At 33.5% G+C, this 13,968-nt stretch carries 15 protein-coding genes; 4 read left to right on the top strand and 11 right to left on the bottom strand.

Annotated elements, in window-relative coordinates:
* Nucleotides 1-16 precede the first annotated feature (16 nt).
* Nucleotides 17-1,039, top strand: coding sequence for a tRNA pseudouridine(13) synthase TruD (gene truD / locus B6D18_RS04065; protein WP_086363267.1), 1,023 nt, complete (start codon nt 17-19; stop codon nt 1,037-1,039).
* Between the two features lie 5 nt (nt 1,040-1,044).
* Nucleotides 1,045-1,671, top strand: a complete 627-nt coding sequence (locus tag B6D18_RS04060; RefSeq protein ID WP_086363266.1) for a protein-L-isoaspartate(D-aspartate) O-methyltransferase — start codon at nt 1,045-1,047, stop codon at nt 1,669-1,671.
* A gap of 71 nt (nt 1,672-1,742) precedes the next feature.
* On the opposite strand, the gene pnuC is transcribed toward B6D18_RS04060, so the two are convergent.
* Both pnuC and nadR read right to left on the bottom strand, forming a co-directional pair.
* A complete protein-coding gene (pnuC, locus tag B6D18_RS04055) occupies nt 1,743-2,447 on the bottom strand; it encodes a nicotinamide riboside transporter PnuC (RefSeq protein WP_086363265.1) in 705 nt (234 codons plus the stop codon).
* 5 nt (nt 2,448-2,452) lie between these two features.
* A complete protein-coding gene (gene nadR, locus B6D18_RS04050; RefSeq protein ID WP_065614557.1) occupies nt 2,453-3,685 on the bottom strand; it encodes a multifunctional transcriptional regulator/nicotinamide-nucleotide adenylyltransferase/ribosylnicotinamide kinase NadR in 1,233 nt (410 codons plus the stop codon).
* Between the two features lie 511 nt (nt 3,686-4,196).
* On the opposite strand from nadR, the gene recD reads away from it, so the two are divergent.
* Nucleotides 4,197-6,053, top strand: a complete 1,857-nt coding sequence (gene recD / locus B6D18_RS04045; RefSeq protein WP_086363264.1) for an exodeoxyribonuclease V subunit alpha — start codon at nt 4,197-4,199, stop codon at nt 6,051-6,053.
* Nucleotides 6,054-6,111: 58 nt separating this feature from the next.
* On the opposite strand, the gene B6D18_RS04040 is transcribed toward recD, so the two are convergent.
* The 9 genes from B6D18_RS04040 to rsfS all read right to left on the bottom strand — a co-directional run bounded on the left by B6D18_RS04040 (nt 6,112) and on the right by rsfS (nt 13,281).
* On the bottom strand, nt 6,112-6,837 hold the full coding sequence (locus B6D18_RS04040; RefSeq protein WP_086363263.1) for an amino acid ABC transporter ATP-binding protein: 726 nt from the start codon (nt 6,835-6,837) through the stop codon (nt 6,112-6,114).
* A gap of 2 nt (nt 6,838-6,839) precedes the next feature.
* Nucleotides 6,840-7,568, bottom strand: a complete 729-nt coding sequence (locus B6D18_RS04035; RefSeq protein ID WP_086363262.1) for an ABC transporter permease subunit — start codon at nt 7,566-7,568, stop codon at nt 6,840-6,842.
* A gap of 2 nt (nt 7,569-7,570) precedes the next feature.
* Entirely contained in the window at nt 7,571-8,308 is a 738-nt protein-coding gene (locus B6D18_RS04030; RefSeq protein WP_086363261.1) for an amino acid ABC transporter permease, read from the bottom strand.
* Between the two features lie 76 nt (nt 8,309-8,384).
* Complete coding sequence (locus tag B6D18_RS04025; protein WP_086363260.1) at nt 8,385-9,293, bottom strand: glutamate/aspartate ABC transporter substrate-binding protein; 909 nt, start codon at nt 9,291-9,293, stop codon at nt 8,385-8,387.
* Between the two features lie 226 nt (nt 9,294-9,519).
* Nucleotides 9,520-11,040, bottom strand: coding sequence for an apolipoprotein N-acyltransferase (gene lnt / locus B6D18_RS04020; protein ID WP_158092514.1), 1,521 nt, complete (start codon nt 11,038-11,040; stop codon nt 9,520-9,522).
* 10 nt (nt 11,041-11,050) lie between these two features.
* Complete coding sequence (corC, locus tag B6D18_RS04015; protein ID WP_086363258.1) at nt 11,051-11,923, bottom strand: CNNM family magnesium/cobalt transport protein CorC; 873 nt, start codon at nt 11,921-11,923, stop codon at nt 11,051-11,053.
* A gap of 87 nt (nt 11,924-12,010) precedes the next feature.
* Nucleotides 12,011-12,475, bottom strand: a complete 465-nt coding sequence (gene ybeY / locus B6D18_RS04010; protein ID WP_086363257.1) for an rRNA maturation RNase YbeY — start codon at nt 12,473-12,475, stop codon at nt 12,011-12,013.
* A 13-nt stretch (nt 12,476-12,488) separates the two neighbouring features.
* Entirely contained in the window at nt 12,489-12,959 is a 471-nt protein-coding gene (gene rlmH, locus B6D18_RS04005; protein WP_086363256.1) for a 23S rRNA (pseudouridine(1915)-N(3))-methyltransferase RlmH, read from the bottom strand.
* Nucleotides 12,960-12,963: 4 nt separating this feature from the next.
* On the bottom strand, nt 12,964-13,281 hold the full coding sequence (gene rsfS / locus B6D18_RS04000; RefSeq protein ID WP_034902136.1) for a ribosome silencing factor: 318 nt from the start codon (nt 13,279-13,281) through the stop codon (nt 12,964-12,966).
* Between the two features lie 506 nt (nt 13,282-13,787).
* Between rsfS and B6D18_RS12745 the strand changes: the two genes are divergently transcribed.
* On the top strand, nt 13,788-13,968 hold a 181-nt coding region (locus tag B6D18_RS12745), incomplete at its 3' end, for a hypothetical protein (RefSeq protein WP_216818835.1).

Genomic DNA, 13,968 nt, shown 5'->3' with positions numbered 1-13,968 from the left:
GACAATAGGCGATTAAGTGTTAGCAGAACTCAATTATTTTTATGGTAAACCAACAAGCTATGGTTTATATAAGCAACAATATGAAGATTTTATTGTTATCGAAGAACTAGGTTTTGATTTAACTGGTGAAGGTGAACATGTTTTAGTTTATCTCGAAAAGAAAGATTGTAATACAGTCTTTGTGGCTGAACAGTTAGCTAAATATGTTGGCATTTCAGCGAAAAATGTCAGTTATGCAGGCCTTAAAGATCGCCAAGCAGTCACCCAACAATGGTTTAGTCTACATATGCCTGGCCAAGATACTCCAGATTTTTCACAATTTGATTTAACTGGCTGTCAAATATTGCAGGTTACTCGCCATAATAAAAAATTAAAAATAGGGGCTCTAAAAGGTAATCGATTTAAAATTGTTTTAAGAAATTTGACTGATAAACAAGCAGTCGAAGCAAAATTGGACTTAATTAAACAGCATGGTGTTCCTAATTATTTTGGGGAACAACGATTTGGACGTGAGCAAAATAATATTAATCAAGCAATAAAGTGGGCTAATGGTGAAATTTCAGTTAAAGACCGTAAAAAAAGAAGCTTTTATCTTTCTGCCGCACGTAGCGCTATTTTTAATGATATAGTCAGTCAAAGGATTCAACGTCAGATTCAGCAAACAGTTGTTGATGGGGATATATTACAATTATCAAAAAGTAATAGTTGGTTTTTGTCTAAAACAGAGGAATTATCGCTTTTACAACAACGTTTACAAAATGGTGAGATTAATATTACCGCTCCTTTGGTGGGTGATTCAGGATTAGGTACTGAATCTATTGCTTTAACATTTGAACAGAGTTGTTTAGAAAATTGGGCTTGTTTTATTGAGTTATTTAGGAAAGAACGAGTCGAAACTATGCGACGTTCAATATTATTGCGCCCTGAGCAACTAGAGTGGCAATGGCGAGATGAAAACAACTTGGATATTAGTTTTTATTTATCTTCGGGTTGTTATGCAACAAGCGTATTACGTGAATTGATTATTGGAAATGAGTAATTTAGATGCAAAGTTTAAAAAGGCAGGGGTTGATTGACTTATTACGCCAGCAGGGCATAAAAGATGATCGTGTTTTAGATGCTATAGCTTCAATACCTCGTGAAAATTTCGTTGATGAAGCACTTTCTCATCAAGCTTATGATGATCGTTCATTACCTATTGGTAATGGCCAAACTATTTCTCAACCTTATATTGTTGCTAAAATGACGGAGTTACTAAAGTTAACACCTAATGCAAAGGTACTTGAAATTGGTACTGGTTCAGGATATCAAACCGCAGTTTTAGCCAAGTTAGTAAATCATGTATGCTCAATAGAAAGAATTAAAGTTTTACAATGGAATACCAAACGACGATTAAAATTATTAGATATCCATAATATTTCAACTCGTCATGGTAATGGTTGGCAAGGTTGGCCAGAACGTGGACCATTTGATGGTATAATTGTAACTGCAGCTGCATCGGAAGTGCCCTCAAGTCTGTTGACACAACTAGCTGATAAAGGGCGGTTAGTATTACCTGTAGGTAAAAATAATCAAGTGTTACAATTAATTGAACGCGATGGTGATAATTTTATTACCCGGAATATCGGTGAAGTGAAATTTGTACCGCTTGTTGATGGCGATATAGAATAATGAAAAAGGAGCAAATAATTTGATTATTTGCTTCTTTTTCAATTTAACTATTATCTTTCACTTATCGAAAATTAATTTTTCTTCTCTTTTTCTTTTTGTTCGGAAAGTTTCCACTCACAAATACCGTATATTGCATTAAACAGATAAATTAAATACTGGGTTGCGATAACAATATTGTCAGTATAAATATTTAAACTGATAACTAATACATTTAATAAGACCCATAAATACCAATTGAAAGCATATCTCATCATTAATAAAAGTTGGGCAACTACGCCTAGGCCGAATATAAAGCAGTTAGTAATAAGTTGGTAGGAGGTATTTATTGCGCCGATTTCATTCGTTAAGTAAATATTGAAAAAAGCAGCCGAAATGAGGAATATTAACGCATATAGAAAGGCATTTTCATTTAAAGTACGAACTTTAACACTTTTATTATTGTCTAGATTTTTTTGCCAAGTTAATATGCCATAAATATGTGAGCCAAAATAGTAAAACGTTGGCAAACCCGCCCCAATGTTGCCACCAAGGAAATTTGCACAACATTCAGCAATTACCGCTAGCATACCAAGCACATTACCTAAATTTTTTCGTTTAGCTAATAAGATCACACATAGTAACCCTAAAAATGCACCAGCGTATGATACTGCATAGCGTAAATCAAAATCATTAATTGGATCCGTATATATATATGCTCCGGTGACACAGATAATACAAAACAATGGATAAAATTTATTGCGGCCAATAGCTATGGCAAAATGGCTTAATTTATTCATAATTATTACTCTTCATCATTAATAAGTTGATTGACTAGTTCGATACTTCGCAAATAACGCTCTTCATAATCAGGTGAATCAATTTGGATGTATTTGATATGATTTTTTTCTAACAATGAGATCAGTAATTGTTGAAAATCTTTTCGTTGTTTTGGACTGCCTAAACTTCTTAATCCGTCAGCAACCCACGGTGTGTTATTACCTAATAAGATAACTAAATCGAATCGATAATTATTGATCATAGCTTGTAAAAAAGGATGTTCTTTACCTTCATATTTTTTACAAAATGCTTGAGTGGTAATAAAATCAGTATCAATAAATGACACTTTATTAGCATGTTTGATAGCAAAATCAATATATTGAGCATGCCCTAATGCAATTTTATCATAGTCAGCATATTGCAATGCACGTTCATCGCCACCAAGATGGGAAAAAACATAATCACGGCCATATTCCCAAGCACTAGTGGTATTAAACATATTGGCTAATTTATTAACTAATGTCGATTTACCGCTTGATTCACCACCTAGAATAGCCACCGTTCTCACAAAAAATGGTCTCACTTCTGTTGGTATATATTGCCAATTTTTTAATGGGGCTTGACGAATTTGAGTACCACTGACTTGCATAAATTGCCGAGTAGGATCGATAAGTACTGTGTCTAAATCGAATAAATCCTTATACATGGCTACATCTTGTGGTTCACTTGAATAGACGCAACTAGGATTAATGCCTTTTTCTTTAAATAATTTTTTGACTCTATCACTCCATTCATTCCAACCATTTGGATAAGCTGGAATACCATCTTCTTCTAAAAGTTCAATATGGATATTTTTTTGATATTTGAATGTTTGTAACAACCAACGAATCCTATCATTGATCGTTGGCTGGCGTGACATAGCACTTTCTTCAAATAACGCCATATCCCGGATGGTGTCGGAACATAGAATAATATAAAGTTCATCAACTTGGCTAATTGCACGTTGGATGAGATAGATATGGCCAGTATGCAGCGGATAAAATTTTCCAAAAATCACCCCAACTTTTTTATTTTTGCTAGCTAAGTCTATTTGTAAATAATGATGAAGTGATTGTAATTTCTGTGCGCTTGGATTTTTGATTTTATCATTAATCAATTGGCTCAAATAACCTTTGGTCATTTGACAAGCATCAGCAACAGTCTGTAATGATAAGTTTTTGCGTTTTATGGCTGCTTTTAAATAATTGAAACCATCCATACCGCCTCCTTTTTGTTTTTTATCTGTAACAAAATTTATATCATTTTTTATAAATGTTCAATATGCTAAACAAAAAATAAATAATTTTGATTTGCAGTTTAAATCTTATACTGAATGAATAATGATTTATCATAAAAACTGTAACTAACTATTTTTTATAAAATTAATTTAATCATCTGCAACTATAATGTTAAAGAAACTTCAACTACTTCGTTATTTAGTAATGATATTTCACAAAAGTATGCTTATACTAGTGATGTTAAAATAACAAAACATTGCTAATTGATATTGTAATTAATGATCAGCTATCGGTAATTTTAAATAAAATCGTAATACTAGATGATGACAAATATGATGGTGTTTAATATGATAAACAAACTAAATTATTAACTTGGCCATTTACTTTAACCTAAGTGAAACTAAAGATCTTAATTTAAGCTTTAAACTCACTTTTCCAAATGATAAAGAAAAATCTTTATGGATGATATACCTTATAAACAAAGTATAAACTATGTTAACTAATTGGTTCGAGCAATTTAAGCAAAACAGTCAGATCAGTTTACTCGATCTTCATTTGGCCCTATTTTTGGTCAATAAAGTTGATGGCAACGATGAAATTATTAGTAAACGTTTTGCCTTTTTAATTATATCATTAAGTCAGGAAGTCAGGGCAGGTCATGTTTGTCTTGATATTACTCGCCTGAATCAACAATTTATTGAGCCGCAACTTTGGCAGGAACTCAATACTCCAACAGTTGAAGATTGGATTAATGTACTCAGTGTAGCTTCAAAGAAACAGGTAGTCAGTGATGGAAAACAACTTGCGCCACTTATTTTTATTGAAAATAAACTTTATTTTCAACGTATGTGGCTGGATGAACGTTATGTTGCTCAGTATTTTAATCAACCACAATTGAATGTTATATCAAGTAAATCCATCGATTTAAAAAATATTCTTGACCAACTATTTGTTCATGATAATACAACTATTGATTGGCAAAAAATTGCGGTTGCAGTGGCTCTAACTCGTAAAGTTGCCATTATTTCTGGTGGCCCTGGTACAGGTAAAACAACCACAGTAGCTAAAATATTGGCAGGAATAGTGTTAAATGATCCTACCACGCGAATAGTGGCTGCAGCACCAACAGGCAAAGCTGCATCAAGGTTAACCGAATCTCTCAGTCGAGCAATTGAACAGTTATCTTTTGAATCATTAAATATTAAAACCGAAGCAGTGACTCTGCACCGTTTATTAGGTGCGAAAACCGATAATCGCTCATTTAATTATAACAAACACAATCAATTACATATTGATGTTCTTGTGGTTGACGAAGCTTCAATGGTTGATCTGAATATGATGGCAAGAATTATTGAAGCTCTGCCTGATTGTGCTCGCTTAATCTTATTGGGTGATAAAGATCAGTTATCTTCTGTTGAAGCAGGTGCGGTATTTGGTGACTTATGTGACTTTATCTCAAATGGATATAGTCAATCTAGGGCAGATGAACTAAGTCAATTAACTGGCTATGCAATTCCAATCGCAGATCAACCTGCAAGCATGATCACCGATAATATCTGTTTACTGAAAAAAAGTTATCGTTTTAATGAGTCTTCTGGAATAGGCTTGTTGGCTAATGCCGTTAAAGAAGGTCAATTACAAACGGTTAAAAAACTGCTAGCCAATAAATCTTTACCAGATGCTTGTTATTATGAATTATCTTCAAGTCAAACTTACCAAGCTGTTTTAGATGATTGCGTAGCACATTATAAAAATTATCTAAATGCTATTAAACATCATCAAAATAATGATATTGCCAATGTTTTAAGCAAATTTACTGAGTGTCGTTTACTGTGTGCTGTACGTGAAGGTAAGTTTGGGGTAGGTGGGTTAAATAAACAAATTGAGTCATTATTAGCCAAACATAAATTAATTAAATTAAATAATCGTGATCAATGGTATATTGGTCGGCCAATTATGATCTTACGTAATAGTACCGCATTAGGTTTATATAATGGTGATATTGGTATCACTCTTACGGCTGAACATGATCACTCAAAACTACGGGTCTATTTTCCTTTTTCTGATGGTTCTATTAAAGGTTTTTCTCCCTATCGATTACCAGAACATGAAACAGCCTACGCAATGACGATTCACAAATCTCAAGGTTCTGAATTTGATCATGTCAATATTATTTTACCAACAGAATTTTCACCATTACTTAATCGATCATTGCTCTATACTGCAATAACAAGGGCTAAAAAAACAGTCTCAATTTATGCTGATGCTAAAATTTTAGATCGTGTAGTGAAAAGTCAAATACATAGAGAAAGTGGATTGGTTGATCAACTAAAAAATTATTCAAAATAGAATATAACGAGAGGATTAAGCAAGCACCAACTGATAACAGCTGGTGCTTTATTATTTATTAATGGATGATCTTCGCTAAAAAGTCTTTAGCACGATCAGATTGTGGATTAGTGAAGAACTGTTCTTTTGAGGTATCTTCAATGATTTCACCTGCATCCATGAAGATCACTCGGTGTGCAACTTTACGTGCAAACCCCATTTCGTGGGTAACAACCATCATTGTCATACCTTCGTAAGCTAATTCAACCATAACATCCAGTACTTCATTAACCATTTCTGGATCAAGAGCTGAGGTTGGTTCATCAAATAGCATAACGATAGGATCCATACATAGCGCACGAGCAATCGCCACACGCTGTTGTTGACCACCAGAAAGTTGAGCTGGGTATTTATCAGCATGTGCTAACAAACCAACACGATCTAAAAGAGAAAGTGCTTTTTCACGCGCTTCTTCATTTGATCGGCCTAGTACTTTAATTTGAGCAAGTGTCAAATTTTTTAAAATTGTTAAATGAGGAAAAAGTTCAAAATGTTGAAACACCATCCCTACTTTTGAACGCAATTTTGCTAAATTAGTCGATGGATTTGTAATCTCAGTACCATCAATAATAATTTTACCTTGTTGAATAGGTTCTAGACCATTCACAGTTTTAATTAGTGTTGATTTACCTGAGCCAGAAGGACCACATACAACAACAACTTCACCTTTTCCTACTTTGGTAGTACAGTTTTTTAACACTTGAAATTTTCCGTACCATTTTGATACATTTTCTAAGGTAATCATTTTTAGCCCTTCTTAAAAAAACTTATTTTACGAATTATACGTGGCGTTCCAAAACCGATAATGAAACGAATTACACGTGGCGTTCCAAAACAGATAATGAAATAGGTTATAGCCACGAAAATTATCATCGAGTATTCAGCTGTTGAGCCCATGTTCTCACCAATTCTTTTAACTGCTGCACCTAGTAAATCAACTAAACCAATAGTTGAAACTAATGCAGTATCTTGGAATAAAATAATGCCTTGAGTTAGCAATAATGGAACCATGGCTCTAAACGCCTGAGGTAAAATAATCAGACGCATAGACTGGCTTTTTGTCATTCCCAATGCAGAGGCTGCATGATATTGTCCTTTACTAACAGCGTTAATCCCTGCTCGAATAATTTCTGAATAATAAGCTGCTTCAAACAATGTAAAAGCAATTATTGCACAGCTTGTTCCTACATCTGCATCAGGTAATAGATATTTGATGATTTGTGGGAATGCAAAGTAAAACCACATCAATACCAATAATAAAGGTATTGAACGGAATGTAGTTACATATATTTTTGCGAAACTATTCAATACTTTACTATTGGATAAGCGCATCAAAGCTAAGAATGTACCCCATATAATTCCAACTACAATAGCGGTAAATGTGATTCGAACTGTTAACCATAATCCTTGTAATAATATAGGATAATTATTCATTACAAGTGTAGGTATATCAGCAATCCATTGAAATAGTTGCATAATTAACCTCCACTCATCATATTAGGTAAACGTGTTTTCTTTTCTACAAAACGCATAATCGTAATAACTGAATAGTTGATGATCATATAAGTTATTGTTATAACACATAATATTTCAATAATACTATTTGTTCGATCATTCATTGATGCAATTAATCCTACAAGTTCTCTTAATCCTCCGAATTGAGAGGCAATAGATGAATTTTTTATAATATTGGTCATTTCAGATGTTAAGGTAGGCACTATTTTTCGATAAGCATTAGGTAAAAGAATATATCTATAAGTTTGAAATTTAGATAATCCTAATGCAGTAGCCGCATATTTTTGACCTATTGGTAAAGTTTGAATTCCAGTTCTAACTTGCTCTGCAATTCGTGCAGAAGTAAATAGACCTAAAGCAATAGAAACCAATATGAAAGTTTGAATATCAGGATCTAGATCTTGTATAAACCATTTCTTAAAGCTGCCCGTTAGAAACAGTGGCATGATTGTATACCAAATGAATATTTGAATAAATAATGGTATATTACGAAAAAGTTCAATGTAACCAATAGCTAATCTATTCAAAATTTTGCTATCGACAGTTCTCATTATGCCAACTATTGAACCTAGAATAAAAGCAATAATCCAAGCAGTAGCAGCCAATGAAATCGTAACCATTGCACTATTAAATAGCCAATTAAAGTAAATACCATCATCGTAAGGTGTTGATTGAAAAAATAAAGTCCAATTAAAAGTCATAATTTATGTATTTTTTATTTGGTTTATACTGAATGTATTTAACATTCAGTATATTGATTAGTAAGTTAATAGATTATTAATCTAAAGCTTTGTCATTAGGATTAGCGAAAAGCTCGACCATTTTCGGTGAAATTTCAAGTTCTAGGTTTGCCCCACTAGGTGGAACAGGTTGTGTGAACCAACGATTATATGATTCTAATGCTTTACCTGATGTTTGTGCATTAGCAATGGTTTTATCCATTAATTGTTTAAATTGAGAGTCACCTTTTCTTAACATGCAACCATAAGATTCATAAGATAAAGGTTCGCCAATAATTTTCCATTCTGCTGGATTAATTGCTCTAGAACGTTCTCCCGCTAATAATGCATCATCCATAAGGAATGCTAAAGCACGACCAGTTTCAAGAGCTTTAAAAGCATTACCATGATCAGTAGGCGCTATAATCCGAATTTTTAATTTATCACGATTATTAATTTGATTTAATCGTACTTCAGATGTTGTACCAGCAGTTGTCACCACATTTTTACCTTTTAAATCGTCAATACTATTGATATTGCTATCCGCTTTAACTAAGAATCGAGTACCGATAATAAAAATGGTATCTGAAAAATCAACAACTTTTTGACGTTCTAGATTGTTTGTTGTTGAACCACATTCAAAATCATAAGTATTGTTATTAAGTAATTGTATACGTGTCTTAGAAGTGACCGGTAAATATTTAACTTTAAGATCTGGCATATTTAATTCTTTTTTAACAGCATCTACTATTAAATTAGAATAATCTTGTGAATAACCAATAACTTCTTGTTTTTCATTATAGTAGGAAAATGGAATTGAAGATTCACGATGACCAACAACAATCACACCACTATTTTTTATTTTGGCTAATGTACCACTTAATTCTTCAGCAACAGCGGCACCACTCATTAGGCCAAGCATTGCTAATGATAACACTAATTTGGTTAGTTTTGTCTTTTTGTTCATACTCATCTCCAACTGTTTAATTTGTATCATATTAAATAAATTTAATATTTTTACAAAGGGCGTATATTATAACTTATTTTTTAGCATAAAAGTACTTTTTACTGTTTATTTATCGTTTAAAGGGATAAGCTACAATCAAGAAATTCCATGATCTTTACGAATTCTTAACGTGTCCAATTTCTTGAAATTCAATATTATAGAAGCAATATTTATGCCAAGATATTACTTAGTGACGTTTTTTTACAAAAATCAAAATAAATAGTATTGAAATAATTAGATAATAGGAAAAATTTCCAAACCTCGCATAAGGGGTTAAACCAGTTGTAGGGGATAATTTGTGATTTAAAACCTGAGTTTGAAATTGTGGTAATTGTTCAACTATTTGACCATGCTGATCAATAATTGCTGTAATGCCAGTATTGGTACTACGAATCATTGGTCTGCCAAATTCTAAGGCTCTTGCTTGTGCCATTTGTAAATGTTGTTTCGGGCCAATACTGTTACCAAACCAAGCATCATTAGATACAGTTAGTAAAAAATCCGTGTCTGCGGTAAAGTTCTTTAATATTAAGTTGGATAAAATAACTTCATAGCAAATAGCAGTAGTAAATTTAAATCCTTTCATCTCAAGTTGTGGTTGTTTTTCAGCACCAGCCTGCATGGATGACATTGGTATATCAAGCATTTGAGCAATAGGATCGAGTAATGATTCAAAAGGAGTAAATTCACCAAATGGCACTAAATGATGTTTTTGATAACGGTTGGTATTAGGGTATTGATATGGTGTTTTTCCGCCTAACACTAGCAAAGTGTTGTAAATATAAGGATTTTCTTGATAACCGTAATTCCCTAAACGATAATCAATAATACCAACAGCTATTTCACTATTCTTTGCCCTTGCTTCGTTGTCTAAAAATTGAAGGAAAGATTGCTGATTGATTTCGTAATCAGTAATACTTGCCTCAGACCAAATGATAATTTTATCTTTAGCAAGATTTTGTTTGGTTAATGAGGCATAAGTTTGCAGAGTATTATTTAGTTGCTCTCTAGTCCAACGGAGAGATTGTGAAATATTGCCTTGAATTAAGCTAAAATTAGCAGAGCGACTGTAGTCAATTGTTGTCCAATTAATTAAATTGAATGATATTGGTGCAATAAAGATCGTTAATAGTGCAAATATTGCACCAATAGTGTGCTTTTTGGGTGGGCGATTCAACATATTTAAACAATATATGATTAAACCACAGCAGATAGTCAATATTAATGTGACACCGTTTATTCCAACTATTGGGAAGTAGCCTCTCAATGGACTGTCTAGTTGACTATATCCTAGTTCTAACCAAGCAAAACCTGTTAAGATATAGCCGCGTAAAAATTCAGTAAACTGCCACAAAATAGGGGCGAGAAAAACTAGTTGTTTTATTGAGAATTTTGGTGCAAAGCTGTCACATACTCTTAACAATAATGCAAATAACATAGGATAAAATGCTAAGTATGTGATTAGTAATCCTAAAATAATTACCGCTATCGGTGTTGGTACTTCACCATATTGTTTAATGCTTATATAAACCCAGTGCGTGCCAGCTAAAAAATAACCAATTCCCCAGCTAAAACCTATAATCATTGCTTTCTTTTTCTGTTTATCAGCAATTAACCACAAAAGGCCGACAAATGCTAAAAAAGCGAGTGGCCAGATATGAAAGGGTGCATAACTAAATACCGCAATTGCACCAAAGATAAAGCTCAATAAAATCTGCTTAAGCATTTTCTGATTGATCTAAATTAGGTATAGTTGCATTTTCAGGGATCGTGACATGCAGTTGAATAATACGCCTTCGGTCAGCAATAGTTACTTTAAATTGATAATCATTAATAGTAACCGTTTCGCCACGGATTGGTAAACGGCCAAAATGCTGCATAACTAATCCGCCAATAGTATCCATTTCGTCATCACTAAACGTGGTAGCAAAAATTTCATTAAATTCTTCTACAGGTGTAAGGGCACGAACGGAATAAACTGACGGCGATAAACGGCGAATATCGCGATCTTCAACTTCATCATATTCATCTTCGATATCTCCAACAATAAGTTCCAATATATCCTCAATAGTGACTAAACCCGAAACACCACCAAACTCGTCAATCGCCATCGCCATATGATAGCGTTGCATGCGAAATTCTTTTAACATATGGTCAACGCGTTTACTTTCAGGAACGACAACTGTTGGTCTTAGGATTTTTTTTAAATCAAAATTATTGACACCTTGTCGAATATAAATGAGTAAATCTTTGGCTAATAGCACCCCTTCAATATGGTCCCTATCTTCACTAATTACCGGATAACGTGAATGACCATGCTCAGAGATGATATCTAAACATTCATCAAGGGTGAAATTATCTTTGATTGTTACAATTTGAGAGCGGGGTATCATGATATCACGAACGCGTTGATCGGCTATATCCATTACACCTTCGATCATATCAAGGGTATCTGGATCAATGAGTTGGTTTTCTTCAGCTTCACGAATAACTTCGATCAGTTCTTCTTTATCTTTTGGTTCTGAATTGAATAATTGACTTAACCATAATGTAAACCCTTTTTTGGGTCTCCGGTGATTATCATCACTCATTTTGCTCTTTTCCTTTTTGTAAAATCAAATATAGTTGGATTAATTGTTATTGTTCTAATATCTAAATAGATTATTAGTTACATTGATTTAATCAATTAGTTGGTAAGGATTATCAAAACCTAATTGTGCCATGATGTCGATTTCGATATTTTCCATTTCTTCTGCTTCTTCGTCAAGGATATGATCATATCCTAATAAATGCAAACATCCATGGACAATCATATGTGCCCAATGTGATGATAGTGATTTATGTTGCTCGCTAGCTTCGATTTCAACCACTTGCTTACAAATCACTAAATCACCGAGTAATGGCACATCAATTTCAATTGGTGATTCAAATGGAAATGATAAGACATTTGTAGGTTTATCTTTATTACGATAAGTGTAATTAAGATGTTGGCTCTCTTCTTCGTCGACAATACGTATAGTGAGTTCGGCATTATCCATAAACTGTGGTAAGATCACCTCTAGCCATTGCATAATTTGTTGTTCTGTTGGAAGATTTTCATGATGCTCGCTGGCAATTTGCAAATCTAAAATAATAGTACTCATTTTATTATCCGATCTATTCACGATGATAAGGATGATTAGCTGTTAAACTCCATGCACGATAAAGGCTTTCAGAAACAATGACTCGTACTAATGGATGAGGCAATGTTAAAGGCGATAATGACCAACTTTGTTCAGCTGCCGCTTTACATGCTGGCGACAAACCTTCAGGACCGCCAATTAACAAACTGACATCACGACCATCGGTTTTCCAACGTTCAAGTTGTTTTGCTAAATCGTGAGTAGTGTAAGGATTACCTGGAATGTCTAGTGTGACAATACGGTTACCTTTTCCACATGCGGCTAGCATTAATTCACCTTCTTTATCTAATATCCGCACAATGTCGGCATTTTTAGTCCGTTTTCCAGCCGGTATTTCAATAAGTTCTATAGGCATATCTTTGGGGAAACGGGATTGGTAATCATTAAAAGCAGTGGTTACCCAATTGGGCATTTTATTGCCAACAGCAATTAGCTGTATTTTCACGTCACTAACTCCAAAGTTTCTCAAGTTCGTAAAGTTGTCGGCTCTGTTCTTGCATGATATGTACAATGACAGAATCCATATCAACCACTACCCAATCAGCATCATTTTGGCCTTCACTACCTAATACAAGATGGCCTTGTTTCTTCGCTTCATCAAGTAAGTGTCCTGCTATTGAGGCAACATGACGATTAGATGTGCCTGTACAGATAATCATATAATCGGTAATACTTGATTTACCACGAACATCAAGGGTAACAATATCCTTGCCTTTAAGGTCATCAATTTTATCAATAATAAAATCTTGTAATGATTGTTGCAAAATAATCTCTCTACTATTCTTAAATAAAGGACTAGTATAGCATATTTTTTAAAAAACGCCTTGAAAATAGCGTTTCTCTGCAATAACGCTCTAAATCTAAAAAGTCTCAAAATTAATTTTATTGAGTGCTATTTTAATCCAAAAAAGTTGAGGGGCGGGGTTTTTAAAGGGGGTAAATGTTATTTAAACGCTTATTTCACTAATGATATTTACAAAAGTTAACAATTTAACTTCTAAAAAGCAGTTGCATTGGTTATTTTCAGTCACTATACTTTTAGCAGATTTTAAGTACAATAATCGACTGGGATTTAGTCGAACAGACTTAAAAAAGTTAAATAAAACATGGAATTAATTGACAGGAACGTCATCATGAACTATAATATTCAACACCCAACACCCAACACCCAACCTGCCTAACTTATAATTTAAATTTATCTCATTATTGCAATCAAGGTTTAGTCTTTTCTGATAATTTATATTTTCGCCAATTTTTGCGGTCTTTTTTATTTTTGTCGTTTTTTAGAGTTTTCGCCGTCACTTTAGTTTTATTATTTTCATTTAACAGTCATGCATTATCGGCGCATACAACCAATGTCATTCATGGTAATGCGCCCTATGTTATATTGGGCGATGGTTTTAACCCTTTAACTGATTTACGTCAAATAATAGGCTTGAATTTTCCGGATGGTC

It is taken from the genome of Gilliamella sp. A7 (genome assembly GCF_002142015.1).
GTDB lineage: Bacteria > Pseudomonadota > Gammaproteobacteria > Enterobacterales > Orbaceae > Gilliamella > Gilliamella apis_A.
The sequence above is the reverse complement of the archived record's forward strand: the minus strand, read 5'-3'. Positions and strand labels throughout refer to the sequence as shown.